Origin of the sequence: Micromonospora sp. WMMD1120 (assembly GCF_029626235.1) — a bacterium.
Classification (GTDB): Bacteria; Actinomycetota; Actinomycetes; order Mycobacteriales; family Micromonosporaceae; genus Micromonospora.
In genome coordinates this window covers 2,940,974-2,966,881 of the sequence record NZ_JARUBO010000005.1, presented here as the reverse complement: position 1 = coordinate 2,966,881, position 25,908 = coordinate 2,940,974, and the positions used below count along the sequence as shown (strand labels likewise).

The following is a 25,908-nucleotide window of genomic DNA, read 5'->3' as shown; positions in this document are numbered from 1 at the left end:
ATGTCTGCCGAAGAGCCGCTGTTCCGGGTCGTCCGCGGCGTGCCCACCGCGGAGGAGTTGGCCGCTCTGGTGGGTGCGATCGTCGTGCGGTCCCGCCCGAGCGCCGCAGCCGAGCCGACGTCACCGTCCACCTGGGCCCGCAGCGGTCGACCGACCGGCCCCCGCGGCTGGCGCGTCTCCGGCCTGCCCCGCTGACCTGACCCGATATCCGGGGGCTGCCAGGGGGTGGCGCAGCGGTTACCCTCACTCAGGGAAACGGTGCCGTCACAGGTAGGGAGGATCCATGATCCCCGAAGAGGACCGGCCAGCGCCCTGGCTACGCGGTTACGGCGGCATCGAGGCCGACATCAGCCAGCTCAGAGAGTTCGCCGACCGGCTCGCCGCCGAGGTCGAAACCAACTACGCGCCCCACCTGTCGTACATCGCCGAAGACATGTCCGCCACGCTTCCCAACCCGTGCGACGCCTTCATCGAGCTGGTGACGTTCCTGCACGCCCACCACGAGACGCAGCAGGCCACCGCCGACATGGTGTACGCCGTCCGAGGCGCCACCGGCCACCTGGCCGCCGCCGCCGACCAGGTAGCCACCCAGTACGCCGACAGCGACGCCTTCACCGCCGCCCGCGTCCTGGACGTGCGACAGGCGCTGGCGAACCCGCTGAACATGCTTCCGGGTGGCCCCACCTCGACCCTGACCGACCCGACCGGCCCCGACACCGACGGGCAGGTGGTGCTGCCGTGATCGAACGGGGCACCGGCCGCACCTCCGGCCTCACCGACTGGCACCTCATGGACGTCAACAGCATGTGGGCCTGCCTACAGGACCACGACACCGCCAACCACTGGAAACAGGTAGCCGGCTGGCGCAAGGTCTGCGACCTCGCACAGACCCACCTCGGCCGTCTCCAGGAATACCGGCGCGGGCTCGCCGAGGCGTGGCCCCCCGAAACCAGCGCCGCCTCCAGCACGTACCTCGCCGAACTCGACGAACTCATCGACAAGGTGCGACGCACCCACGACGCCGCCGCCGCCAACTACACGGCGCTGTCCGCCGCCACCCAGGCCATCGGCACCACCCGCGCCGCGCTTCGCAAGATCCATGAGGAGTACGCGGGCAAGCTCCAACAAAAGCAGGCGTACGACACGATCGCCGCCGATCCGAAGGCGGTGCTGGGCAGTCGAATCACCGAGCCGCCGGTCACGGATGGGGAACTGGAACGGCTGAACGTGCAGGCACGGGCGATGATGTTCAGTTTGAGTGGGGAGCTACAACAAGCCCAAGCAACGCTACAAAAACCCCCAGCACGACCTGCCCCCCGGGTTGATGAACAGACTAGTAACACAGTGACAGAATCCGCCCCAATCATTCCACCCATTGCCCCGGTCCCCATTCGTCCGACACCTCGACACTCAACCTCGCCCACCTCCGCAGACGGCGGCATAAGAGAACGGTTACCGATCGAGAGAGGTATAGGGCCGATCCTTGGCAGTGCGACTGCCATCCCGATTCCCTCAAGCCAGGACCTAGCGCGGGCTCAACAGGCAGGACAAGTTGTTCAGCCTCCCGCCCCGGCAGTCGCCCCCCACCTTAGACCCAACCCCGGTATTCTTAGGATCGATGGAAAACCGCCTAGCCAGGGCGGTCGGAACGGCTCCCAAACACCGGATGCAACCCGGGTCAACGGGGTTAACTCAACAACGCCGCCCCGCTCTTTGCCGCCTAGCGGTTTGATCGGCGGAGCGCCCGGTGTAGGAATTAATCAACCTAGCAACGCTCCAAGCGCTCCCCGAAAAGTCAATCCGATAGGAGGTGTCATCGGTGGGGGCAGCGCTGGCACCACACCAACTGGAGGGGCCGGCTCACGGCCTAGCGCCCCTCGCGCCTTCGGAGGCGCTGGAGGCACGCTGCCAATTGGTGGTTCCCCTAGCAGCGGGTCCAACTGGCAGCTGAATGGCGCGCCTGCTCGACCCGCCCGGAGAGTTCGAGATAATTACGACGACGAGCACGCTCAGTGGGACCCAGAGCATCCCTGGCGAACGGAGAAGGGGGTGACTCCTGTGGTAATGCCACCGGACGAAGACGGCCCGATTGACCCCGGCCCCGCACTCGGCCTTCCTCGGTGAAATCACAGCCCATTACTCTCCTCCTAGTGACCCTGTGCCTTTCAGGAGGAATCCCGGGATCTGGATTGAACGGGCCTTTCGACCATAAGCGCGATGAGCAGTGGCACCTCAGCGTTTTGACGGCAGCTAAGGCGCATCAGCTCAGCCAAGGCGACGGGATAGTAATCGCACTTCCTGACACCGGCGTAGATCAACACCCGGACCTAAGAGGGAACATTCTGCCCGGCAAGGACATCATTGCCGGAGGGGGCGGTGACGGGCTAACTGATAAGGACGGCCACGGCACGGGCATGGCCGGCCTTATCGCAGCTCACGGCACTGGAGGTACAGGCGCAGTCGGCATCGCGCCAAGAGCAAAGATTCTGCCGATATTTTGTTCTCCTCCCAACACGGAGGGTGATACAGAATCATTGGCAGCCGCAATAGAATACGCCATCAGCCGACGCGTGGACGTCATCAGCGTCTCTATTGCCGGAGGAGCAAGCTCCCGACTACATCAAGCGGTCAGGATGGCAACACAAGCCAACATTACAATTGTAGCGGGGGTTGGCAATTTTCCTGCGACTGAGCAAGTCGGATACCCGGCACGCTATCCAGAAGTCATCGCTGTCGGCGGAATTGACCGCGACGGAAATCGCGCTGACATATCCGTGACCGGGCCGGAGGTTGACGTGGTCGCGCCGGCAGTCGACATCTACAGCACGAGCATCGGCGGCAAGTACCGCAAAGGCACCGGAACGTCCGACGCCACGGCGATTGTGGCGGGGGCGGCAGCTCTGATCAGATCCAAGTACCCGCACCTGCCGGCGCGGGAGGTGGCGCATCGGCTTACGGCTACCGCTATCGACAAGGGGCCGCCAGGCCGCGATAACGAGTACGGGTACGGCGTGATCGATCTTGTAGCGGCGCTGACGGCGGACGTGCCTCCACTGGGATTCGAGTCGGTCAGCGCTCCGGCCAGCGGTGGCGTGACCGGAGGGGTTGACGCCCAGCCCGATGACGACGGGGACGCTGCCGCGACCTCTCGGGGCCTGGCCACCCTCGGGGTGATCGTGGCTGCGGGGGCCGTCTGGGCGTGGATGGTGCGGCGACGGCGGCGTGGCGATGACCCGCCTCCCCGGATCAGTCGCTGACCGGCCTCGATCCACTCGCGTTTCAGGAAGTAGGGCCTTTCCAGAGCGCGGGATGCCCCGGATTCCTTGAACGCGAGTGGATCAAGGTGGATGGGCGAGGTCGAGCGGTCGGCGGTCGGGTGATGTGGGGCTTTTGACGGTGCCAATGGCCGGCGCGCGGACTCCACCGGCACCAGATCATCGTCCCACCACCGGCTCCGCGCCCCACGTTGACCGGTACGCAGGTCTGGGGGCGGTCAACCGGTAACGTCGGGCGGGTGTCTGAGACTTTGCCGCTCCGCCTCGTGCTCGCGTCGGCGAGCCCTGCCCGTCGCAAGTTGCTCCAGGCTGCCGGTGTCGAACCGGATGTGCTGGTCAGTGGGGTCGACGAGTCGGTGGTGGTGGCCGAGCGGGCGGAGGACCTGTGCCTGGAGTTGGCGCGGCTCAAGGCCGAGGCGGTGGCGGGCCGGCTGAGCCCCGCCGCCGACCAGCGGACCTTGGTGATCGGCTGTGACTCGGTGCTCGCGTTCGACGGGCAGATTCTCGGCAAGCCGACGGACCCGGAGGACGCGACCCGGCGGTGGTTGCGGATGCGGGGGCGCAGCGGCGTGCTGCACAGCGGGCACTGTCTGATTGACGTGACCGAGGGGCGGCGGGCGGCGGCGGTCGCCTCGACCGTCGTCCACTTCGCTGACATCTCCGACGACGAGATTGCCACCTACGTGGCAACGGGTGAACCGTTGGCGGTGGCCGGCGCGTTCACGATCGACGGGTTGGGGGGGTCGTTCGTGGAGCGGATCGAGGGTGACGCGGGGACTGTGGTCGGGCTGTCGATGCCGCTGCTGCGAAGAATGCTCGCCGAGTTGGACCTGCGTATCACGGACCTGTGGACGAAGGTCGCGCCGGGCGGCCAGTCGGTCGAGCCACTGGGTAACGTCCGGTCATGACCACCAAGTCGATCCCGCTCACCGACGAGTTGCACGCCTACCTGGTCGCGCACGGCGCCCCGCCGGACGAGATCATCCGGGACCTGGCCGAGGAGACCCTCGCGCTGCTTCCCGAGCATGCCAGCATGCAGGTAGCCCCGGAGCAGGCCGCCTTCCTGACGTTCCTCACCCGGTTGCTCGGCGTACGGCAGGCCGTCGAGATCGGCACGTTCACCGGGCTGTCGTCGTTGGCGATTGCCCGAGGGCTGCCCGAGGGCGGGCGGTTGATCTGCTTCGACATCTCCGAGGAGTTCACCGGCGTCGCCCGGCGCTACTGGGAAAGGGCCGGCGTGCAGGACCGGATCGACCTGCGCATCGGCCCGGCTGCTGACCGCATGCGTGAGTTGCCTCACGAGCGCCAGCTGGACTTCGCGTTCATCGACGCGGACAAGACCGGCTACCCGATCTACTGGGCGGAGTTGGTGCCCCGCATGCGCCCGGGCGGGGTGATCGCCGTCGACAACGTGCTGCGCGGCGGCCGCGTGATCGCCCCGCGGGACGCCAGTGACAGGGCCATCGCCGCGTTCAACGACGAGGTCCTCGCCGACGTACGGGTGGACCCGGTGATGTTGCCGATCGCGGACGGCCTCACCCTCGCCCGGGTGCGCTGACCGGCGAGCTCTGATCCACTCCGGTTCCTGGAAGTCGCGGCATCCCCCGCGGTAGGACACCCCGACTTCCAGGAGACCGAGTCGATCAAGCGGCAAGCACGGCCAGGCCAGGAAACCGAGTCGCAGGGGCCGGTCAGCGGACGCTGCGGGCGAACTGACGGGCGGCCCAGAAGACGCCCAGCGCGGCGAGGACGGCGGTGATGCCCAGGCCCTGCCAGACCTTGTCGCTGCCGAGGTCACCGGCGAACAGCGCCCGCGTGCCGTCGACCGCCCAGGAGAACGGGTTCCAGTTGGCGATGCCCTGCAACCAGCCGGGCGCGAAGGTCAGCGGCAGCAGGATGCCGGAGAGCAGCAGCACCGGCTGCGCCACAGTGTTCATCAGCGGAGCCAGCGCGTCCTCGCTCTTGACCTTGAGCGCGACGCCGTAGGAGACGGCCGAGGTCATGAGGGCGATCAGGGCGAGCATCAGGTACGCCAGCAGCAGGTCTCCGAGGAAGACCCGCAGGTCGAACAGGAGGGCCAGCACTGTGATGATGACCGCCTGCACGATGAGCGAGACCACGTCGCGCAGCGAGCGGCCGAGCAGCAGGGCGAGCCGGCTGATCGGGGTGACCCGGGAGCGTTCGATGACGCCGGCGCGCAGCTCCGCGATCAGGCCGAAGCCCTGGAACAGGCCGCCGAAGATCGCCAGCAGCACCAGCAGACCCGGTACGAAGATCTTGTAGGCGGCGGCCTGGGTGGGCGCGTTCAGCGCGGGTTTGAGCAGCGGCGCGAAGAGCAGCAGGTACATCACCGGCTGGAACACTCCGACGAAGACCCAGACCGGGTTGCGCAGCAGGAGCTGGGTCTGCCGCTGGAAGATCAGCCACGTGTCACGGGCGAATTTCATGTCGTCTCCGGTGGTCAGGACTCGCGCAGCGAGCGGCCGGTCTTGGTGAGGAATACGTCGTCCAGGCTGGGTCGGTGCAGCTCGATCGAGCGCAGCTCCAGCCCGGCGTGGTCGAGGCGGCGCAGCACCTGCGGGATGACGGTGGCGCCCTCGTCGACGTAGAGGCGCAGGCCGCCCTCGTCGGCGGTCTCCAGTTTGTTGACGTACGGCTCGCCGTCGAGCACCTTGGCGGCCTGCGGGGTGGTGGCCAGGTCGAGGCCGACGAGCACCACGTCGCCGGAGATCTCCCGCTTCAGCTCGGCCGGCGTGCCCTCCGCCACCACCTCGCCGTTGTCCATGATCGCGATACGGTCGCAGAGCGCGTCGGCCTCGTCCAGGTAGTGCGTGGTGATGAAGACGGTCATGCCGTCGGCGCGTAGCCGCCGGATCTCGTCCCACATGTGGGCGCGGCTCTGCGGGTCGAGACCGGTGGTCGGCTCGTCCAGAAAGACGATCTTCGGCTCGTGGATGATGCCGAGCGCGATCTCGACCCGACGGCGCTGGCCGCCGGAGTAGGTCTTGCACTTCCGGTCGGCGTACTCGGTGAGCTGGAAGGCGTCCAGGGCGCGGGCGGCGCGCCGCTGCGCGTCGGCCTTGCCGATGCCGTACGACCGGGCGTGCAGCACCAACTCCTCGCGGGCGGTGGACTCGTCCCAGGTGCTGCCGCCCTGCGGGACGTAACCGATGCGGCGACGCACCTCGGCCGGGTCCTTGCGCAGGTCGGCCCCCGCGATGGTGGCCTCACCGCCGTCCGGCTCGATAAGCGTGGCGAGCATCCGCAGCGTGGTGGTCTTGCCGGCGCCGTTCGGGCCGAGGAAGCCGAAGATCTCGCCCTCGGCGACCTCCAGGTTGACGCCCCGCACGGCATCCACCGTCTTCGTCTCTCGACCCGCGCGGAAGCGGAACGACTTCCGCAGCCCCCTGGTCTCGATCATCTCTGCTCCTGGTCGGTCAGGCCGGCCGTGCCGGCCGTCGAGTGTCGGTCGGCCGGTCGGGGCCGGCCGTCGAGTGGGACGACGCCGAACGGCGCACTCCCCCGCTGTGCACCAGCAGGCTAACGCGATATAGCTTTTTTAGTCAACGTTGATTATTCGCCTGACGCCTCGCGCTTCCCGTCGCCGCTGCGCCACCCCGACCAACCTTCCGCGTTCTCCAGCTCAGCAGGCAGGTACGACACACCGGATTCGATGCGTTCCGCGATCCGCTCGCACCAGGTCATCTCCGCTTCGGCCCGCGCCGACCACAGCTCGAACATCCACCCGACATGTACCGGCTTGGTGTTGCGCACCCAGTCCGAGCCGAGCGAGGCCCGCATCGACTCGATGCCGGCCCGTAGCAGGTTGGCCCGGTTGCGCAGCGCCGCCGCCGCCTCGGGGCGTGGCATGGCGGGCAGGAAGGAGAAGGCCGCGGTGAACGGGTCGATCGGCTCGGAGAAGTTCCACCACAGGTTGCGCAGCAACGTCTCGAACTCGTCCTCACCCTTGGGGGTGACCTCGTAGGTGGTACGAGCCGGACGGGCACCGACCTGTTCGGTGGCCACGGCCCGCAGCAACCCCTCCTCGGTGAGTTTGCGCAGGGCGTGATAAATCGATCCGGGCTGCACGTTCGCCCACTTGTCGGCGCTCCAGCTCAACAGCTCACGGCGTACGTCGTAGCCGTGCACGGGCTGCATCCACCGCACCAGACCGAGGATCATCATCCGAGTCGAAGACACTCAGCAAGCGTAATAGCCAAGTTTGACTAACCGGAGTGCCCCATCCCACACTGAGCGATCGTTAGGGTCAGCGGGGTGGCCGATACACTCCCGGTCAGTAACCTGCCGGGGAGGAGCCACGAGGTGCGCAAGGTACTCATCGCCAACCGCGGCGAGATCGCCGTCCGGGTGATCCGCGCGTGCCGCGACGCCGGCCTGGGCAGCGTCGCCGTCTACGCGGACTCCGACCGCGACGCCCTGCACGCGACCCTGGCGGACGAGGCCTACGCGCTCGGCGGCGACAGCGCCACCGACACCTACCTGCGCATCGACAAGCTCCTCGACGTGGCCGCCCGGTCCGGCGCGGACGCCGTACACCCGGGTTATGGGTTTCTCAGTGAGAACGCCGACTTCGCCCAGGCGGTCACCGACGCCGGGCTGACCTGGATCGGCCCCACCCCGCAGGCGATCCGTGACCTGGGCGACAAGGTGACCGCCCGGCACATCGCCCAGCGGGCCGGCGCGCCGCTGGTGCCCGGCACCCCGGACCCGGTGGCGAGCCCGGACGAGGTGATCGCGTTCGCCGCCGACCACGGCCTGCCGGTCGCCATCAAGGCCGCGTTCGGTGGTGGTGGGCGCGGCCTCAAGGTCGCCCGGACGATGGAGGAGATCCCGCAGCTCTTCGAGTCGGCCACCCGGGAGGCGGTCGCGGCGTTCGGCCGGGGCGAGTGCTTCGTCGAGCGCTACCTGGACCAGCCCCGCCACGTCGAGGCACAGGTCCTCGCCGACCAGCACGGCAACGTGATCGTGGTCGGCACCCGCGACTGCTCCCTGCAACGACGGCACCAGAAGCTCGTCGAGGAGGCCCCGGCGCCGTTCCTCACCGACGCCCAGCGTGCCCAGATCCACGACAGCGCCAAGGCGATCTGCCGCGAGGCCGGCTACCACGGTGCGGGCACCGTGGAATACCTGGTCGGCCGGGACGGCACGATCTCCTTCCTGGAGGTCAACACCCGGCTCCAGGTCGAGCACCCGGTCACCGAGGAGACCGCCGGCATCGACCTGGTCCGCGAGCAGTTCCGGATCGCCGACGGTGAGAAGCTGCGGATCACCGAGGACCCGACGCCGCGCGGGCACGCCATCGAGTTCCGGATCAACGGCGAGGACCCGGGCCGCAACTTCCTGCCCGCCCCGGGCACCGTCACCGCGCTGCGGCTGCCGAGCGGCCCGGGTGTGCGGGTGGACACCGGCATCTCGGCCGGCGACGTGATCGGCGGCAACTTCGACTCGCTGCTGGCCAAGGTGATCATCGTCGGCGAGACGCGGACCGAGGCGTTGGAGCGTGCCCGCCGCGCGCTCGACGAGATGGTCGTCGACGGGATGGCCACCGCGCTGCCGTTCCACCGGCTGGTCGTCCGGGACGAGGCCTTCACCGCCGAACCGTTCACCGTGCACACCCGGTGGATCGAGACCGAGTTCCACAACACCGTCGCGCCGTTCGTCGCCACCGCCGGCGCCGCCGAGGCGCCGGCCGAACGCGACACCGTCGTGGTCGAGGTCGGCGGCAAGCGCCTCGAGGTCAGCCTCCCCGCCGGCTTCGGCGGGAGTACGACCACAGCGGCACCCGCATCCCGTCGGCCGACCCGGCGCGGGGGCGGCGCCAAGGCCGGCGCCCCCGTCGGCGGCGACGCGCTCACCTCCCCGATGCAGGGCACCATCGTCAAGATCGCGGTCGCGGACGGCGACACGGTGGCCGAGGGCGACCTGGTCGTGGTGCTGGAGGCGATGAAGATGGAGCAGCCGTTGCACGCGCACAAGGCGGGCACGGTCGGCGGCCTGACCGCCGAGGTGGGTGCCGCCATCACCGCCGGCGCTCCGATCTGCACCATCGCCTGAGCCGTCGGCGCTCGCTGCGAGCGCTCCGCGCTTACTGCCAGCGCTCGGCGCTCGCTGCCAGCGCTCGGCGCTTACTGCCAGCGCTCGGCGCTCGCTGCCAGCGCTCGGCGCCGGCCGCCCGGGACGACGGCGGTCAGCGCAGGCGCTCGGTGGTCACCGCCCGGACGGCGGCGGTCAGGGCGGTCAGCACGTTCGACGCCAACCGCCAGTGCTGCCAGTAGAGCGGGACATCCAGGTGCCGGCCCGGCGCGAGGTCCACGCAGCGGCCGGTGGCCAGGTCGGCTTCGGCGATCTGTTCCGGCACCATGCTCCAGCCCAGTCCGAGCCGGATCAGCTCGCTGAGGCCCGGCACCGAGGGCGCGTAGTGCACCGGCGGGTCGAGCGGCCGGCCGGTCACCGCCCGGATGAAGCGGTGCTGCACCCGGTCCTTACGGTCGAAGACGAGAAGCGGCGCGCCGGCCACCGCCTCGGCGGTGAAACCCGCCGCGAAGTGGTCGGCAGCGAACTCCGGTGTGGACAGCGCGCGGTAGCGCATCGCCCCGAGCCGCTGCACCCGACAGCCCTGCACGGCCTCCCGCTGGGCGGTCACCGCCGCTGTCACCGAACCGTCCCGAAGCAGCTCGGCGGTGTGGTCCTGGTCGTCCTGGCGCAGGTCGAAGGAGAGCCCGGCCCGCTGCGGCAGTCGGGCCAGCGCGGCGGGGAACCAGGTGGCCAGCGAATCCGCGTTGACCACCACCGCGACCCGCACCAGGCCACCGCCGGCCAGGGGACCCCGGGCATCGGCCAGCGCCTCCCGTTCGAGCAGCGCCAGCTGACCGGCCAGGCGCAGCAACGGCCGACCCGCCTCGGTGGCCACGCAGGGTCGGACGCGGCGGACCAACACCTGGCCGACGGCCTCCTCCAGGGCCTTGATCCGTTGGCTGACCGCCGACGGCGTGACGTGCAGCAGCCGCGCCGCCGCGTCGAAGCTGCCCTCCGCCACCACCGCGGCGAGCGTACGGAGTTGTGCCGAGTCGAGACCTTCCATCAGCAGAGCTTATGTTCGGTGAAAATCTTTAGTTGGACTGGTGTCAGCCGACCCCCCTAGCGTGGCCTGGTGCTCACCTCCGCCGTCGCCGGCTTCTCGGTCTCCATCGCGCTCATCGTCGCCATCGGCGCGCAGAACGCCTTCGTCCTGCGCCAGGGCCTTCGTCGTGAGCACGTGGTGCCGGTGGTGCTCACCTGCGCCGCGTCCGACGCTCTGCTGATCATGGCGGGTGTGGCCGGGGTCGGGACGCTGGTCACCGGCCGGCCGGGACTCCTGACGGCGATCAAGTGGGGCGGTGCGGCGTTCCTCCTCTGCTACGCGGGGTTCGCCGCCCGCCGCGCGCTGCGTCCCGGAACGTTGGTGCCGACCGAACGGCCACCGGCCACGCTGGGCGCGACACTGCTCGCCTGCGCCGCCTTCACCTACCTGAACCCGCACGTCTACCTCGACACCGTGCTGCTGCTCGGCGGTGTGGCGCAGCAGCATCCGTACCGCTGGGTGTTCGGAGCCGGCGCGGTCGCGGCCAGCGCGGTGTGGTTCACCGCGCTCGGTGTCGGTGCGCGGCGGCTCGCGCCCCTGCTCGCCCGCGCCGCGGCCTGGCGGGTGCTGGACGCGGCCATCGCCGTCCTGATGGCCGGGCTGGCCGTGGCGCTCGTAGCCGGCTGACCGGTGGCCGGGCTCACCGGGGGCGCTCCCGGCCGGCTGACCGGACCCCGCCGGGGTGACACCGGTGACGCCGGTGAGGTGGGTGTTTTCCGCGACCACCGGCGGCGGGACCGCCCACGAGCGGGAATGATGGCCGGGTGCGGTTCCTTCACGGCGCGGTTCCCGCGCACGACCTGACCTATACCGACGTCTTCATGGCGCCGGCCCGCTCCGACCTGGGCTCCCGGCTCGACGTCGACCTCTCCACCGCCGACGGGACCGGCACCACGATCCCGCTCGTGGTGTCGAACATGACCGCCGTCGCCGGCCGGCGGATGGCGGAGACGGTCGCCCGCCGGGGCGCCATCACGGTGATCCCCCAGGACATCCCGATCGAGGTGGTGGCGAACGTCGTCGCCTGGGTCAAGCAGCGGCACCTGGTCTACGACACGCCGATCACGCTCGGCCCGACCGAGACCGTGGGCGACGCGATCCACCTGCTGCCCAAGCGCTCACACGGCGCGGTGATCGTGGTCGACGACGACGGTCGCCCGATGGGCGTGGTCACCGAGGCCGACACCACCGGGGTGGACCGGTTCGCACAGCTACGGCACGTGATGTCCACGGAGCTGCACACCGTTCCGGCGGACGCGGACCCGCGGACCGGCTTCGACAGGCTCTCGGCGGGCCGGCGTCGACTCGCTCCGGTGGTGGACGACGACGGTCGCCTGGTCGGGGTGCTGACCCGGCAGGGCGCGCTGCGGGCAACCCTCTACACGCCGGCCGTCGACGACCGGGGGCGGCTCCGGATCGCGGCGGCCGTCGGGATCAACGGCGACGTGACCGGCAAGACCGCCGCGCTGCTGGAGGCCGGAGTGGACACGCTCGTCGTGGACACCGCCCACGGCCACCAGGCCCGGATGATCTCCGCGCTCCAGGCGGTTCGCAAGCTCGACCCGGGGGTGCCGGTGGCGGCCGGCAACGTGGTCACCGCCGAGGGCGTACGCGACCTGGTCGAGGCGGGCGCGGACATCATCAAGGTCGGCGTCGGCCCGGGCGCGATGTGCACCACCCGGATGATGACCGGGGTCGGGCGTCCGCAGTTCTCCGCGGTGCTCGACTGCGCCGCTGCGGCCCGCCAACTGGGCCGGCACGTGTGGGCCGACGGCGGGGTCCGGCATCCCCGTGACGTGGCGCTCGCCCTCGCGGCCGGCGCGTCGAACGTGATGATCGGCTCGTGGTTCGCCGGAACCTACGAGTCCCCCGGTGACCTCTACACCGACGCGGACGGCCGGCGGTACAAGGAGAGCTTCGGGATGGCCTCGGCTCGGGCGGTCAGCGCCCGTACCGCCGACGACAGCCCGTACGACCGGGCCCGCAAGGCCGTCTTCGAGGAGGGCATCTCCTCGGCCCGGATGTATCTCGACCCGGCCCGCCCGGGTGTCGAGGACCTGATCGACGAGATCATCGCCGGGGTCCGCAGCGCCTTCACCTACGCCGGAGCCCGCGACCTGACCCAGTTCCACGAGCGCGCGATCGTCGGCGTACAGAGCGCCGCCGGCTTCACCGAAGGCATGCCCCTCCCCACCAGCTGGTAACCCCACCCAGTCCCCCACCCTGCCCCCGCCCGCCCCACCCGCCCATCCCCGGTTGATCATGGAGTTATGGCCCCTAGCCTCGGCGTGTCCTGGTCATAACTTCATGATCGACGGGGGCGGGGGCGGGGGCGGGGGGCGGGGGCGGGGGCGGGGTGGGGGCGGGGGCGGGGGTGGGGGCTGGTCTGCACGTCTTGTTCGTCGCCACCGCTGTCGCTATTTCGTTTGGCCCCTGACTATCAGGGGGCTAATCTGCATCCGTGGAACTCGTCACCCTTCAAGATGTGCCGCTGGGACGGCTGCTGGTGGTTGCCGGGCACCTCGTCGGGCAGCGGTGGAACCGCCACCTCGCCGAGGAGCACGGCCTCACCCAGGCCGGCATGGTCACCCTGATGACGCTCGCCCGGCACGGTGAGCTGCCGCACCGCAAGGTCGCCGAGAAGGGGTTCGTCCGCCCGGCGACCCTCACCGGCATCGTCGACACGTTGGAGCGGGACGGCCTTGTCGAACGGCAGCGCGACGGCAACGACCGGCGCAGCGTGCGGATCGCCCTCACCCCCGCCGGAAGGGAACGGGCGGCGGCGCTCAGCGCGCTCATGCACTCCGGCCGCCCGCTCACCTCGGTCGACGCCGACCCGGCGAAGGCTCAGGTGATCCGTGAGTTCCTGCTGGAGGTCATCGGCAGCGGAGACGACCCCCGGATGGCCGGACGACCCACCGAACCGAGGGATCCCGCGTGCTGATCCGACTGTTGCGCGACCAACTGCGCACCTACCGACGACCGTTGCTGGCGGTGGTGCTGCTCCAGTTCGTGGGCACCATGGCCTCGCTCTACCTGCCCAGCCTCAACGCGGACATCATCGACCGGGGCGTCGCCCGGGGCGACACCGACTACATCGTCCAGACCGGTGGCTGGATGCTGCTGGTCAGCCTGGTCCAGATCGCCTGCTCGATCGCCGCCGTCTACCTGGGCGCCCGGGTCGCGATGGGCTTCGGCCGCGACGTCCGCGCCACGCTGTTCGGGCACGTCAACACGTTCTCCGCCCGGGAGGTGGCCCGGTTCGGGGCGCCGTCGCTGATCACCCGCAACACCAACGACGTCCAGCAGGTGCAGATGCTCGTGTTGATGAGCTGCACGATGCTGGTCGCCGCACCGATCATGAGCGTCGGCGGCGTGTTCATGGCGCTGCGTGAGGACATCGGGCTGTCCTGGCTGATGCTGGTCAGCGTGCCGGTGTTGGCCATCGCCCTGGGCGCGATCATCCGCCGGATGGTGCCGGGCTTCCGGCTGATGCAGACCCGCATCGACACCGTCAACCGGGTGCTGCGCGAACAGATCACCGGCATCCGGGTGGTCCGCGCCTTCGTCCGCGAACCGTACGAGACGGACCGCTTCGCCGTGGCCAACGCCGACCTGACCGCCACCGCGCTGCGCACCGGCCGCCTGCTGGCGTTGATCTTCCCGGTGGTCATGCTGGTGCTGAACGTGTCGAGCGTGGCCGTGCTGTGGTTCGGGGCGCAGCGGGTCGACTCGGGCGCGATCGAGGTTGGTGCGCTCACCGCCTTCCTGCAATACCTGATGCAGATCCTGATGGCGGTCATGATGGCCACCTTCATGCTGATGATGGTCCCCCGGGCGGCGGTCTGCGCCGAGCGCATCGTCGAGGTGCTGGACACCGACTCGTCGGTGGTCCCCGCCACCGCGCCGGTCACCGACCTGCCCACCCGCGCCGAGTTGGAGCTGCGCGGGGTGCGCTTCCAGTACCCGGGGGCGGCCGACCCGGTGCTGCGGGACGTCTCCTTCCGGGTCGCCAAGGGCACCACCACGGCGATCATCGGCAGCACCGGCGCCGGCAAGACGACACTGCTGTCGCTGATCCCCCGGCTCGTCGACGTCACGGCGGGCGCGGTGCTCGTGGACGGGGTGGATGTCCGCGAGTGGGAACCCGACGAGCTGTGGCGGCGCATCGGGTTGGTGCCGCAGCGGCCGTACCTGTTCACCGGCACGATCGCGAGCAACCTGCGGTACGGCAACTCGGACGCCACCGACGAGGAGTTGTGGACGGCCCTGGACATCGCCCAGGCTCGGGACTTCGTGGCCCAGATGCCCGGCGGGCTGGACGCGCCGATCGCCCAGGGCGGCACCACCGTCTCCGGTGGGCAGCGGCAGCGGCTGGCCATCGCCCGCGCGCTGGTCCGGCAACCGGAGATCTACCTCTTCGACGACTCGTTCTCCGCGCTGGACCTCGGCACCGACGCGCGGCTGCGGGCGGCGCTGCGGCCGGTCACCGCGGAGTCCGCGGTGGTGATCGTGGCCCAGCGGGTCTCCACGATCATCGACGCCGACCAGATCGTCGTACTCGAGAACGGAGGGGTCGTCGGCGTGGGACGGCACACGGAACTGTTGGAGACCTGCCCGACGTACGCCGAGATCGTGGCCTCGCAGCAGACGGCGGAGGTGGCGGCATGAGCGGGCAGGACGCGCCGCGGACCCCGGCCGTACCCAGTCAGAAGCCTGGCGGCGACGCGCGGACGCCGAAGCGGTTGCCGCCGGGCCGGCCGGGCGGTGGTCCGGCGTGGATGAGCGCCGGCATGCCGGCGGAGAAGTCGATGGACTTCGGGCCGTCGGCCCGACGCCTGCTCGGCCGGCTGCGCCCGCACCGCCTGCACCTCGTGGCGATCATCACCCTCGCCGTGGTGAGCGTCGGCCTCAGCGTGGCCGGGCCGAAGATCCTCGGCCACGCCACCGACCTCATCTTCAGCGGCGTGCTCGGTCGGCGGCTGGAGCCGGGCACCACCACCGAACAGGCCGTCGCCGCCGCCCGTGCCAACGGCAACGAGAGCTTCGCCGACATGCTCGCCCGGATGGACGTGGTGCCCGGGACGGGCATCGACTTCGACGCCCTCGCCCGGGTGCTGCTGTTGGCGCTCGGGCTCTACCTGGCGGCGAGCCTGCTGTCCTGGTGGCAGGGTTGGCTGCTCAACGGGGTGGTGCAGCGCACCGTGCTGCGGCTGCGCGCCGAGGTGGAGGAGAAGCTCAACCGGCTGCCGCTGCCCTACTTCGACAGGCAGCCCCGGGGCGAGCTGCTCAGCCGGGTCACCAACGACATCGACAACATCTCCACGAGTCTCCAGCAGACACTCAGCCAGTTGCTCACCTCGCTGCTGACGGTCGTCGGCGTCCTGGCCGTGATGTTCTGGATCTCGCCGCTGCTGGCCCTCGTGGCACTGGTCGCGGTACCGCTGTCGGTGCTGGTCACCCAGCGCATCGCCAAGCGTTCGCAGAAGCAGTTCGTGGCCCAGTGGACGCACACCGGCGAGTTGAACGGCCAGATCGAGGAGGCGTACACCGGTCATGAGCTGGTGAAGGTCTTCGGCCGGCAGCGCGAGGTGGAGGCCGCGTTCCACGCGAAGAACGAGGAGCTGTTCCGGGCCAGCTTCGGGGCGCAGTTCATCTCCGGGATCATCATGCCGTCGATGATGTTCATCGGGAACCTGAGCTACGTGGCGATCGCCGTGGTCGGTGGTCTGCGGGTCGCCTCCGGGACGATGAGCCTCGGTGACGTGCAGGCGTTCATCCAGTACTCCCGCCAGTTCACCCAACCCCTCACCCAACTCGCGTCGATGGCCAACCTGCTCCAGTCCGGGGTGGCGTCGGCCGAACGGGTCTTCGCGGTGCTCGACGCCGACGAGCAGACCCCCGACCCGGTCCAGCCGGCCCGGGTCACCGACCCGCACGGCCGGGTCGAGTTCGAGCACGTCTCGTTCCGCTACGAGCCGGACAAGCCGCTCATCGACGACCTGTCGCTGGTCGCCGAGCCGGGGCACACGGTGGCCATCGTCGGCCCGACCGGGGCCGGCAAGACCACGCTGGTCAACCTGGTCATGCGCTTCTACGAGCTGGACGCCGGCCGGATCACCCTCGACGGGGTGGACATCACCACGATGCGCCGCGACGACCTGCGCGGACGGATCGGCATGGTGCTCCAGGACACCTGGTTGTTCGGTGGCACCATCCGCGACAACATCGCCTACGGCCGCCCGGACGCGACCGAGGAAGAGATCGTCGCGGCGGCGCGGGCCACCTTCGTGGACCGGTTCGTCCGCAGCCTGCCCGACGGCTACGACACTGTCATCGACGAGGAGGGCAGCAACGTCAGCGCCGGCGAGAAGCAGCTCATCACCATCGCCCGGGCGTTCCTCGCCGAGCCGTCGCTGCTCATCCTCGACGAGGCCACCAGCTCGGTGGACACCCGTACCGAGGTGCTGCTGCAACGGGCGATGGCCGCGCTGCGTTCGGACCGGACCAGCTTCGTCATCGCGCACCGGCTCTCCACCATCCGCGACGCCGACCTGATCCTGATGATGGAGGACGGCCGGATCGTCGAGCAGGGCACCCACGAGCAGCTGCTCGCCGCCGAGGGCGCGTACCACAGGCTGTACCGCTCGCAGTTCTCCGGCGCGGTGGTGGACGAGGAACCGGCCGCCACCACCCAACCGGCGGCGGTCTGACGATGAGACCGGTGGGCGGGTCAGTCCGCCGGCAGCAGGTCGGTCGCGCGGGTGGCGACCTGCCGCCCGATCATCGCCAGCGCGGCGTCGGCGGGCATCGGGTCCAGGGCGCGGCCGCCGCGCGGTCGCAGCGCGACATCGCCCCGCGCCGCCTCCCGGGCGCCCACCACCCCGAGGTACGGGACACGGCGGCGGGCCGCGTCGCGTACCCGGGCGCCCAGCGAACCGGCGACGTCCACCTCGACCCGCAGACCGGCGTCGACGGCCCGCCGGGCCAGGTCGGCCGCCGCGTCCGCCTGCCCGCCGTCGACCGGCAGCACCACCAGTTGGACGGGGGCGTACCAGGCCGGGAACGCGCCCTCGTGCACCTCGATGAGGTACGCGAACAGCCGCTCCATGCTGCCGACCAGGCTGCGGTGCAGCATGACCGGCCGACGCCGGCTGCCGTCGGAGTCGGTGTACGACAGGTCGAACCGCTCCGGTTTGTCGAAGTCCACCTGGATGGTGGAGAGGGTGGACTCCCGGCCGGCGGCGTCGACGATCTGGATGTCGATCTTCGGACCGTAGAACGCCGCCTCGCCCGGCGCCTCGACGTACTCCACCCCGGCCAGCGCGCCCCGCAGCAGGTCCTCGGCGCGGGCCCACTGCGCGTCGTCGCCGGCGTACTTCGCGCCCGGCCCGCGCAGCGACAGCCGGAACCCCGCCGGTCGTACGCCGAGCGCGGCGTGCGCGGTCCGGATCAGCCCGAGGATCTCGGCGACCTCCGCGCCCACCTGCTCCGGGGCGCAGAAGGTGTGCGCGTCGTTGAGCGAGATGGCGCGTACCCGGGACAGCCCACCGAGCACCCCGGAGCGCTCCGAGCGGTACATCCCGCCCAGCTCCGCGATCCGCAACGGCAGCTCCCGGTAGGAGCGCCCGCGCGCCCGGAAGACGAGCGCGTGGTGCGGGCAGAGCGCCGGCCGGAGCACGAACTCGTCGTCGGCGCCGAGCCGCAGTGGCGGGAACATGTCGTCGGCGAAGTAGCCGAGGTGGCCGGAGAGTTCGAACAGCTCCCGCTTGCCGAGCGGCGGCGAGTAGACGTGCTGGTGGCCGGAGCGGCGTTCCAACTCCCGGACGTACTCCTCGACGGCGTGCCGGGCGGCGGCTCCGGCGGGCAGCCAGATCGGCAGGCCGGCGCCGGCCAGCGAATCGGAGACGAAGAGGTCCAGCTCACGGCCGAGCCTACGGTGGTCGATCATGTCGGGCTCCTGGATCGGGTACGACCCGGAGGCGACCTGAACTCCGAACGGCGCGCGGCCCTCGGGGGCGGATCGCCCCGGGGCCTGGTCGACGATGGTTGCGTCAGAGCGGCGCGCCGGGAACACCCGGCGTCGTCGTCGAGGATGCCGCCGCACGCATACCGCGACAGTAGCTGTGGGGCGATCAGGAGCGCACCCGGATTTGCGGTGGCACGGGATGGGCGGGCCGCCGGCGCGGGACCCGCCGGCGGCCCAGGCGGCCGAATCGTCAGGAACGGGGGACCCGACGGGCGAGGCCGCGCCGACAACGGTACGCCGACGAACGCCGATCCGCCGCCCGCCTCCGACGGGTGGAAAGCGCACCGAACCCGTCACCCGAGTGCGGATCACCCCGTTGAACCCGGGTGGCCCAGCCGTGTCGACCGTCACGACGGGCCGGGGCTGTTCATGGTGACGCCGGCCACGGGGTCAGGCTCAAGACACCCAATCGGCCGCATCCGGCGAGGTGGCAGGCGTGCCCGAACTACTGACTGACGTCGCGTCGCCGACGTGGGCGTACCTGGTGCTGCTCGCGCTGCTGGTCGCGGACGCGTTCGTACCGGTGATCCCCACCCAGATCATCATGATCACCAGCGGCGCGCTCACCGTCTACGGCGGTCTCAGCCTGCCGGTCACCATCGCGGTCGGCGCGGCCGGCGTGTTCGCCGGCGATCTGGCCTGCTACCTGCTCGGCCGCAGCGCGCCCGACCGGCGACCGCCACGGCACGCCGAGCCGAGCCGTGCCCGCCGGATGGCCAGCCGCGTCACGCAGGGGCTCCGACAACCCGGGCCGATGGTGATCCTGCTGTGCCGCTTCGTGCCCGGCGGCCGGATGGCGGCCTGCTTCTCCGCCGGCCGTAGCCGCTACCCGTACCGTCTCTTCGTGCTCTACGAGGCCGTCGCCGCGCTGGGTTGGGCCACCTACGGCGCGCTGGTCGGGCATCTGGGTGGCACCGCGCTCACCGAGTCGGCCTGGCGGCTGGCCGTCATCGCCACCGCCGCGGCGGCCGGCTTCGCCGCGGCGGGCTGGGCGATGACGGTGGTCAGCGCCCGCCACGCCCGCGCCGCCGCTGCCAACATCCCGATCGACTGACGTCCCCCCTCCCCGCCCCGGCCGACCCCCGCGATCTTGCACTTCCTGCCCCGACAGATGGTGTGAATGCCGCGAAACAACGTTCCGGAGTGCAAGATCGCGGAAGTAGGGGCGCGGGCACTGACTAGGGGTGGTCCCGGGGGGCGAATTCGGTGGGCGTCCCGGATTCGGCTCGGGTGTTCCTGGCGACAGGCTGAGGCATGCCCGGAATCCGCAACACCGGTGTGCTGGCCCTCGGCGGGATCGCCCTGGCGGCGCTGCTCACCGTGATCGGCCACCTCGAAGTCAACGACGACCTGAACCCGTGGGCGTTGACCATCAGCGACTTCGCCGTCTCCGACCGGGGCGGCGTGATCGACGCCGCCATGGTGGTGCTGGCGCTCGCCACAGTGGCGCTGCTCCAGGGGCTGCGCCGCACCGGGCCGCCAGCCGAGTCGGTGCCCGGCCGACCCGCCGAACTGCTGCTCGGCGCGTGGGTGGGCGGGCTGCTGCTGGCCGCGGTGGTGCCGACGAACGAGCCGGGCACCGCCATGACCACCGCGGCGTACGTGCACCGGTACGCCTCGGTGGCCGCCTTCCTCGCCCTGCCGGCGGCCGGTTGGCTGCTCGCCCGCCGACCCGACCTGGCCTCCGCCGCCCGGACGCTGCGCGCCCTCGTCCTGCTCAGCCTGGCCCTGGCGGCGGCGATGGTCTGGTCCGCCTACCCGGGCGGGCGGGTGCTGATCGGCCTGGCCGAACGCCTGCTCATCCTCACCGAGGTCGGGGTCCTGGCCACCGTCGCGCTCCTCCAGACGCGGCCTGTCACTCCAGCTCGTGCAGCATGAGCTGGCGGGCCGCCTCGGTGATCGAACCGGAGAGCGACGGATAGATGGTGATGGTCTGCGCCAGCTCGTTGACGGTGAGGTTGTTCTCCACCGCCATGGTGATCGGCAGGATCAGCTCGCTGGCCTTCGGGGCGACCACCACACCGCCGATCACCTGACCGCTGGCCGGCCGGCAGAACAGCTTCACGAAGCCGTCCGCGAGGTCGTCCATCTTCGCCCGGGCGTTGCCCGACAGCGGCAACATCACCTGCCGGGCCGGCACCTTGCCGGCGTCCACCTCGTCCTGTGACACGCCCACGGTGGCCAGCTCCGGGTCGGTGAAGACGTTCGCCGCGACGGTACGCAGACGCAGCGGGCGGACCGCCTCGCCGAGCGCGTGCCACATGGCGATCCGGCCCTGCATGGCGGCGACGCTGGCCAGCAGCAACACTCCGGTGCAGTCGCCGGCGGCGTAGATGCCGGGCACGTTGGTGCGGGACGCGCGGTCGACAGTCACGTAGCCGCCCCGACCCAGCTCCACCGCGTACTCGACGAGGCCGAGGTTGGCGGTGTTGGGGATCGACCCGACGGTGATCAGCGCGTGCGATCCGGTCACCTTCCGGCCGTCGGAGAGCTCCACCTCGACGCCGTCGGCGGTACGCCGGACCGCGTCGGCGCGGGAGTTGTTGAGGATCTCCATGCCCCGGTTGCGGAACACCCGCTCGATGGCGGATGCGGCATCGGCGTCCTCGTGCGGCATCACCCGGTCCCGGCTGGAGACCAGTGTGACCTCGACCCCCATGGCGAGGTAGGCGCTGGCGAACTCCGCGCCGGTCACGCCGGAGCCGACCACGATCAGGTGCTCGGGCAGCTCGGGCAGGTCGTACACCTGTCGCCAGGTCAGGATGCGCTCACCGTCCGGCACGGCGGTGGGCAACTGCCGGGGGGTCGAGCCGGTGGCCACCAGCACCGTGGACGCGTCGATCGAGTATTCCTCGCCACCGTCGGCGGGGGTGACGACGACCCGGTGGGTGTGGCCGAGCGCGTCCTCGCCGAGCCGGGCGGTGCCGGCCACGAAGGTGACCCCCGCCTTGAGCAGCTTGGCGTGGATGTCGGCGGACTGCGCCAGGGCCAGCCGCTTGACCCGCTCGTGCACCGCCTGGGCGTCGACCGTCACCGCCTCCAGGCCGTCCGAGTGCACCCCGAACTCCTCGGTGTCCCGGTAGCCGGTCACCACCCCCGAGCTGGCGATGAAGGTCTTCGACGGTACGCAGTCGGAGAGCACGCACGCCCCACCCGCACCGTCGGCCTCCACCACCGTGACATCGGCGTCGAGCTGGGCGGCGACCAGGGCCGCCTCGTACCCGGCCGGCCCCCCACCGATGATCACGATCCGGCTCACAGCAATCGCCCCTCGTCCATGCTCACAGTGACTTTCTTCTCCCGAACGCGTTCGACACGCACTGTCGTATTCTCCCCCACCCGCCGGCCGGGCTATCGTTCTCGCCGTGCGTCATCACGCCGCCTACGGCTCAAACCTCGACCCCGCCCGGATGCGCGCCTACTGTCCGCATTCGCCGATGGTGGGCACCGGCTGGCTGGAGGGCTGGCGGCTGACCTTCGCCGGCGCGGACGTGATCGGCTGGGAGGGCGCGGTGAGCACCCTGGTCGAGTCCCCGGGTGACCGGGTCTTCGTGGCGCTCTACGACATCCACCCGTACGACGCCGAGCAGCTCGACGAGCTGGAGGGCGTCGCCGCCGGCACGTACCGCAAGCTGCACGTCCGGGTCTCCACGCTCGACGGCGACGTGACCGCGTGGATCTACGTCTTCAACGGGTACGAGGGTGGCCTGCCGACCTCGTGGTACCTGTCGGAGATCGCGAACGCCGCCGAGAAGGCGGGCGCTCCCGACGACTACGTCAGCGAGCTGCGGGCCCGCCCCACCGGCACCGCGTCGGCGTAGCAGCGCGTATCGCACGCCTCCAGTCTGCTCCCGCCGTTTACCGGAGCGCCGGGCGACCCCGCCCGGCGTCGCCAATCACACACCGGCCGCCGGGACGGATAGTTCGTACATGTCGGTCCAGCGGGTCTCCGCAAGACCCACCGACCGGTACAGCGACAGCGGGGCGGTCGGGTTGGTGAGGTCGACGCCCAGGCCGGCGAAGCGCCGCCCCTTCTCGGCGTAGCGGGCGAAGGCGCGGCGCAGCAACGCCGCGCCGACACCCCGACGACGGTACGCGGACAGCACCGACAGCTTCTTCACGAAGCCCTCCTGCTGGTCGAGCGCCTGATCCGACGACTGCAACGCGCCGGCCGGCACCCCGTCCACCTCCGCGAGGAACCACTCGTCCCAGGCGGTCAGGTCGCCGATCCGGGCCCGCCACCGCTCGTACGACAGCGGCTCGTGGTCCGGCGTGTCGGCGAAGGCGGACTCGTGGATCCGGTGGAACTCCCGCAGGTCGGCGTCGTCGTCCGGGCGGACCTGCCGCACCGTCACGCCCGCCGGCGCAGCGGGCTCGGCGGGCAGCTCGGTCAACGGCCGGCTCATCCGGACGTACCGCTTCACCAGCGTGAATCCAGCCTCCCGCAGGTCGCGTTCCCAGTCCCGTTCCGGCGCGTAGACCGCGCAGCGGACGGTGAGCGACGGCACCCCCCGTTCGGCGGCGCGCTCCGCGCTGCGGTCGAGTTGACGGGCCAGCAGCACTGCCCGGACGGCGGCGGCCCGCGCCGGGTCGACGTAGACCTCCACGAACTCCCGACCCACCCCGGTCGGGTTGTCCACCGTCGACCAGCCGACCACGGCGCCCTCCGGGTCGATGGCGAGCCAGGAGTCCCGGCTGGGGTCGAAGAAGGGGCCGGTCAGCGAGTCCGCCACGTCCTCGGCGTCGAAGTCGGGGTGGCCGATGGCGAACGTGTCGGCGGCGTGCACCACCGCGAGGATCGCCGGTACGTCGTCGAGGGTGGGTCGGCGGGTCGTCCAACCAGCGGGAAGCGTCACGGCGAAAGATCCTGGCAGCCGAACGCCGACACCGCCGCCCATTTTTCGCCGCGCCCGGCCGGTCAGTTCTGGCCGGGGCTCGCCACGGGCAGCCCCGCCTCCTTGGCGCACTCGAGCAGTCGCCGATCGTAGGTGACGAAGGCGACGAGTGCGGTTCCGGACTCGTTTGTCAGAACCTGAGCGGTGGCCAGATGGATGGCGTCGAGACTGCGGAGCATCGGCTCGGGAAAAGCGGCAGCGGTGGCGCGGATCGTGCTGTCGATCTCCAGTCGGAAGAGTCGTCCGACGGCTGCGGGCACACCGACCAACGCTTGCGGAGCTGATCGACGCAGCGCTCTGGGCACCTCCACCTCGACGAGGGCGGAGGACACCAGCGGCACGTCCGGATGGGTGTTGAGCCAGGAGACGAGTTCGGAGGTGCATGCCTCCTGCCGGACCAGCTTGACCACGGCGGCGGAATCGAGGTAGATCACCAGCGCTCCTCGTCACGCATGGCGGTGAGTGTGGCCGCCACGTCGACGTCCTCGTCGCCCAGTTTCGGAGGGATCGGCACGGGACCGCTGCTGGTCGGGGCCACGGCCCGCCCTGCGGCTACCAGCTTGGTCAGCATGGACCTGTCGTCCCCCACAGGGACAAGCCGGGCGATCGGGTGACCACGGTCGGTGATCTCCACCGTCTCACCACCGCTCACCCGGGCCAGCACCTGGCTCGTATTCTGGTTCAGCTCCCGGACACCGATGCGCTCCATGGACGAAGTGTAGAACGACATGTTCTACACTCCCACGCGCTTTGGTGCGGCGGGAGTATCAGGCCAGGTCGGCCCGGGTGCGGTGCAGCAGCTCCACCAGTTCCGCGCCGTCGGACGGCCCGAGGGCGGTGAACGCCGGGGCGGCCAGCCGGTTGGTCACCGCCTCCGCCCAGAGCCGGCGGCGCACCAGCGGCCCGATCGGCGCGTACGGCGGCGGCCAGCCGCAGGCCACCGCCCCGGCCTCGCCCTCCGGCCCGGACAGCACGGCCTCCAACGGGGTCATCCCGGCGGTGCGTACCGCGAGCAGGTAGGCGCTGGTGAAGTGCTCCCGGAGCAGTCGCAGCCCGGCGGCGGTCCGGGCCCCGGCGGAGAGGTCAGGTAGCGGCATGGCCCGCCACGCGGCGAAGAGCGGCATTCCGCTGGCGTCCGCCGCCACCACCGCCCGCTCGACGAGGGCCGACAGTCGCTCGGTGCCGGGCAGGTGGCTGAGCTGCTGCGCGCCCCAGCGGCAGCACTCGGCGAGACTCGCGGCGGCCACCTCGAACGGGGGCAGGACCCGCGCGGCGGCGTCCCAACCGTCGGCGACCGCGTCCGGAGCGACGAAACCGAGGGCGGCGGCGGCCGTCTCGGCCCGCACGTCGCCGAGCGCGCCGGCCCGGCCGCAGATGTAGAAGGCCCACCCGGAGATGCCGAGCAGCCGGGCCCGGCGCAGGGTGGCCGGATCACGACTGAACGCGTCGCCCAGGTCGAGCACGACGGGCTTGCTGGCGGCGGCCACCTGCTCCGGAGTCACCGCCGCACCCCACCCGCGCCGTCCCCGACCGCGCTCCGACCCACTGTCACCCGTCGTGAACGGCACGCACACCCGTCGTCGTCCATCGATGGTCAGTCTGCCGCGCCACCGCCCGCGTCCGCATCCCCCTCTTCGGCCGCGAGCGCCTCGACCGCCGCCTCGACCTCACCCGCACGCCGCCGGGCCACGCTGACCGCACGCTCGGCGGCGCGCCGAGCGAGCTTGGCCCGGCTGAGATCCTGCTCGGCGACCGCGCGCCGCCGCTCCAACTCGGCCAGCTCAGCCTCCAGACCATCGAGTACGGCGGCGCCGTCCCGTTCCCGTCCGGTCGCCTCGGCCAGTTCGGCTTCGGCGCGCTCCTGCTCGGTCCGCGCGCTGACCAGCTCGCGGTCCAGGGCGCGGCGCTGCCGGGCCCGCTCCGCTCGGGCCGCTCGCTGGGCGGCCCGCTCCGCCTGTTCGGCGCGCTCCGCCGCGCGATCGGTGCGGGTCGTCGGCGCGGGGCGCTCCCGCCGCGCTCCGGGCCGAACCGGTTCCGGCTCGTCGTCCTCGCCGGTGACCAGCCGCAACTGTGGGCGGGGCACCTCGCCGAAGCCGGCGTAGCTCGCCGACCGGAGCAGGCGGCCGGCCCGGACCTGCTCGGCGACCTCGACGTCGGAGAACGCCGCGTTCAGGGTCGTCTCCACCTCGGCCAGGGGCAGCCGGCCGGCCGGTGGCGCGTCCGGCTCCGCGGCGGCGAGCTTACGCACCTCGGCGACCAGCGCGCCGACCACCGCCCGGCGCTGCGCGGACAGCTCCCGTAGCCGGGGCCCGCGCAGGTCCCGCTGGGCGGCCCGCAGCGCGTCGGCGAGGTCGACCAGGTCCGCGACCAGCTCCGGGCGGCGGATGGCGAGCAGGTTCACCAACCAGGCCGCCACGGTCGGACGGCGGAGCCGGGCCAACTGTCGGGCGGTGCCGGGGTCTCCGGCGCGCCGGGCCTCGGCCACCGCGGCGTCCCGGGCGGCCACGAACCGGTCCGGTGGGGTGCGGTAGAGCTGCTGCACCAGCTCCGCGGGGGGGCCGGGCATCG

At 71.1% G+C, this 25,908-nt stretch carries 26 protein-coding genes; 14 read left to right on the top strand and 12 right to left on the bottom strand.

Annotated features, from left to right (window positions below):
- The gene (locus tag O7634_RS14045) at positions 1-195 is read left to right on the top strand and encodes an acyl-CoA carboxylase subunit epsilon (RefSeq protein ID WP_278150566.1); all 195 of its coding nucleotides are present in this window, start codon (positions 1-3) and stop codon (positions 193-195) included.
- Between the two features lie 88 nt (positions 196-283).
- Positions 284-742: a hypothetical protein gene (locus O7634_RS14040; RefSeq protein WP_278150565.1), complete on the top strand. Its 459-nt coding sequence runs from the start codon at positions 284-286 to the stop codon at positions 740-742.
- Positions 743-816: 74 nt separating this feature from the next.
- Here O7634_RS14040 and O7634_RS31900 read toward each other — a convergent pair whose 3' ends face one another.
- A complete protein-coding gene (locus O7634_RS31900) occupies positions 817-1,101 on the bottom strand; it encodes a hypothetical protein (protein WP_347404253.1) in 285 nt (94 codons plus the stop codon).
- 1,088 nt (positions 1,102-2,189) lie between these two features.
- Between O7634_RS31900 and mycP the strand changes: the two genes are divergently transcribed.
- From mycP to O7634_RS14020, 3 genes are all read left to right on the top strand, one after another.
- Positions 2,190-3,257, top strand: a complete 1,068-nt coding sequence (gene mycP / locus O7634_RS14030; protein ID WP_278150564.1) for a type VII secretion-associated serine protease mycosin — start codon at positions 2,190-2,192, stop codon at positions 3,255-3,257.
- Positions 3,258-3,514: 257 nt separating this feature from the next.
- A complete protein-coding gene (locus O7634_RS14025) occupies positions 3,515-4,183 on the top strand; it encodes a nucleoside triphosphate pyrophosphatase (RefSeq protein WP_278150563.1) in 669 nt (222 codons plus the stop codon).
- Positions 4,180-4,833: an O-methyltransferase gene (locus O7634_RS14020; RefSeq protein ID WP_278150562.1), complete on the top strand. Its 654-nt coding sequence runs from the start codon at positions 4,180-4,182 to the stop codon at positions 4,831-4,833. The genes O7634_RS14025 and O7634_RS14020 overlap by 4 nt, the downstream gene beginning before the upstream one ends.
- 133 nt (positions 4,834-4,966) lie before the next feature.
- Here the strand turns inward: O7634_RS14020 and O7634_RS14015 are convergent, their stop codons facing one another.
- From O7634_RS14015 to O7634_RS14005, 3 genes are all read right to left on the bottom strand, one after another.
- A complete protein-coding gene (locus O7634_RS14015; RefSeq protein WP_278150561.1) occupies positions 4,967-5,722 on the bottom strand; it encodes an ABC transporter permease in 756 nt (251 codons plus the stop codon).
- Between the two features lie 14 nt (positions 5,723-5,736).
- Entirely contained in the window at positions 5,737-6,696 is a 960-nt protein-coding gene (locus O7634_RS14010; RefSeq protein ID WP_278150560.1) for an ATP-binding cassette domain-containing protein, read from the bottom strand.
- Positions 6,697-6,848: 152 nt separating this feature from the next.
- Complete coding sequence (locus O7634_RS14005) at positions 6,849-7,460, bottom strand: PadR family transcriptional regulator (RefSeq protein WP_278153967.1); 612 nt, start codon at positions 7,458-7,460, stop codon at positions 6,849-6,851.
- A gap of 138 nt (positions 7,461-7,598) precedes the next feature.
- Between O7634_RS14005 and O7634_RS14000 the strand changes: the two genes are divergently transcribed.
- On the top strand, positions 7,599-9,350 hold the full coding sequence (locus O7634_RS14000) for a biotin carboxylase N-terminal domain-containing protein (protein WP_278150559.1): 1,752 nt from the start codon (positions 7,599-7,601) through the stop codon (positions 9,348-9,350).
- 133 nt (positions 9,351-9,483) lie between these two features.
- On the opposite strand, the gene O7634_RS13995 is transcribed toward O7634_RS14000, so the two are convergent.
- Positions 9,484-10,377 (bottom strand): LysR family transcriptional regulator ArgP, encoded by an 894-nt coding sequence (locus O7634_RS13995; RefSeq protein WP_278150558.1) that lies wholly within the window; start codon positions 10,375-10,377, stop codon positions 9,484-9,486.
- A gap of 69 nt (positions 10,378-10,446) precedes the next feature.
- Between O7634_RS13995 and O7634_RS13990 the strand changes: the two genes are divergently transcribed.
- The 5 genes from O7634_RS13990 to O7634_RS13970 all read left to right on the top strand — a co-directional run bounded on the left by O7634_RS13990 (position 10,447) and on the right by O7634_RS13970 (position 17,129).
- The gene (locus O7634_RS13990) at positions 10,447-11,043 is read left to right on the top strand and encodes a LysE family transporter (RefSeq protein ID WP_278150557.1); all 597 of its coding nucleotides are present in this window, start codon (positions 10,447-10,449) and stop codon (positions 11,041-11,043) included.
- Between the two features lie 137 nt (positions 11,044-11,180).
- Positions 11,181-12,620 carry a GuaB1 family IMP dehydrogenase-related protein gene (locus tag O7634_RS13985; protein WP_278150556.1) on the top strand — a complete coding sequence of 480 codons (1,440 nt, stop codon included), beginning with the start codon at positions 11,181-11,183 and terminating at the stop codon, positions 12,618-12,620.
- Between the two features lie 257 nt (positions 12,621-12,877).
- Positions 12,878-13,360, top strand: a complete 483-nt coding sequence (locus O7634_RS13980) for a MarR family transcriptional regulator (RefSeq protein ID WP_278150555.1) — start codon at positions 12,878-12,880, stop codon at positions 13,358-13,360.
- Positions 13,354-15,087: an ABC transporter ATP-binding protein gene (locus tag O7634_RS13975; RefSeq protein WP_278150554.1), complete on the top strand. Its 1,734-nt coding sequence runs from the start codon at positions 13,354-13,356 to the stop codon at positions 15,085-15,087. Before O7634_RS13980 ends, O7634_RS13975 begins: the two co-directional genes overlap by 7 nt.
- Complete coding sequence (locus O7634_RS13970) at positions 15,084-17,129, top strand: ABC transporter ATP-binding protein (protein ID WP_278150553.1); 2,046 nt, start codon at positions 15,084-15,086, stop codon at positions 17,127-17,129. The genes O7634_RS13975 and O7634_RS13970 overlap by 4 nt, the downstream gene beginning before the upstream one ends.
- Before the next feature lie 20 nt (positions 17,130-17,149).
- On the opposite strand, the gene thrS is transcribed toward O7634_RS13970, so the two are convergent.
- On the bottom strand, positions 17,150-18,367 hold the full coding sequence (gene thrS, locus O7634_RS13965; protein ID WP_278150552.1) for a threonine--tRNA ligase: 1,218 nt from the start codon (positions 18,365-18,367) through the stop codon (positions 17,150-17,152).
- Between the two features lie 514 nt (positions 18,368-18,881).
- On the opposite strand from thrS, the gene O7634_RS13960 reads away from it, so the two are divergent.
- A complete protein-coding gene (locus tag O7634_RS13960; protein ID WP_278150551.1) occupies positions 18,882-19,499 on the top strand; it encodes a DedA family protein in 618 nt (205 codons plus the stop codon).
- Positions 19,500-19,699: 200 nt separating this feature from the next.
- On the top strand, positions 19,700-20,323 hold the full coding sequence (locus O7634_RS13955; protein WP_278150550.1) for a DUF998 domain-containing protein: 624 nt from the start codon (positions 19,700-19,702) through the stop codon (positions 20,321-20,323).
- Here O7634_RS13955 and O7634_RS13950 read toward each other — a convergent pair.
- A complete protein-coding gene (locus tag O7634_RS13950) occupies positions 20,301-21,704 on the bottom strand; it encodes an NAD(P)H-quinone dehydrogenase (RefSeq protein ID WP_278150549.1) in 1,404 nt (467 codons plus the stop codon). The genes O7634_RS13955 and O7634_RS13950 overlap by 23 nt on opposite strands.
- A 106-nt stretch (positions 21,705-21,810) precedes the next feature.
- On the opposite strand from O7634_RS13950, the gene O7634_RS13945 reads away from it, so the two are divergent.
- Entirely contained in the window at positions 21,811-22,266 is a 456-nt protein-coding gene (locus O7634_RS13945; RefSeq protein ID WP_278150548.1) for a gamma-glutamylcyclotransferase, read from the top strand.
- 75 nt (positions 22,267-22,341) lie between these two features.
- On the opposite strand, the gene O7634_RS13940 is transcribed toward O7634_RS13945, so the two are convergent.
- The 5 genes from O7634_RS13940 to O7634_RS13920 all read right to left on the bottom strand — a co-directional run bounded on the left by O7634_RS13940 (position 22,342) and on the right by O7634_RS13920 (position 25,906).
- Positions 22,342-23,301: a GNAT family N-acetyltransferase gene (locus tag O7634_RS13940; RefSeq protein ID WP_278150547.1), complete on the bottom strand. Its 960-nt coding sequence runs from the start codon at positions 23,299-23,301 to the stop codon at positions 22,342-22,344.
- Positions 23,302-23,363: 62 nt separating this feature from the next.
- Positions 23,364-23,774 carry a type II toxin-antitoxin system VapC family toxin gene (locus O7634_RS13935; protein ID WP_278150546.1) on the bottom strand — a complete coding sequence of 137 codons (411 nt, stop codon included), beginning with the start codon at positions 23,772-23,774 and terminating at the stop codon, positions 23,364-23,366.
- Positions 23,771-24,049: a type II toxin-antitoxin system prevent-host-death family antitoxin gene (locus tag O7634_RS13930; RefSeq protein ID WP_278150545.1), complete on the bottom strand. Its 279-nt coding sequence runs from the start codon at positions 24,047-24,049 to the stop codon at positions 23,771-23,773. Before O7634_RS13930 ends, O7634_RS13935 begins: the two co-directional genes overlap by 4 nt.
- Positions 24,050-24,107: 58 nt before the next feature.
- Complete coding sequence (locus tag O7634_RS13925) at positions 24,108-24,842, bottom strand: hypothetical protein (RefSeq protein ID WP_278150544.1); 735 nt, start codon at positions 24,840-24,842, stop codon at positions 24,108-24,110.
- A gap of 92 nt (positions 24,843-24,934) precedes the next feature.
- Positions 24,935-25,906 (bottom strand): hypothetical protein, encoded by a 972-nt coding sequence (locus O7634_RS13920; RefSeq protein WP_278150543.1) that lies wholly within the window; start codon positions 25,904-25,906, stop codon positions 24,935-24,937.
- Positions 25,907-25,908 lie beyond the last annotated feature (2 nt).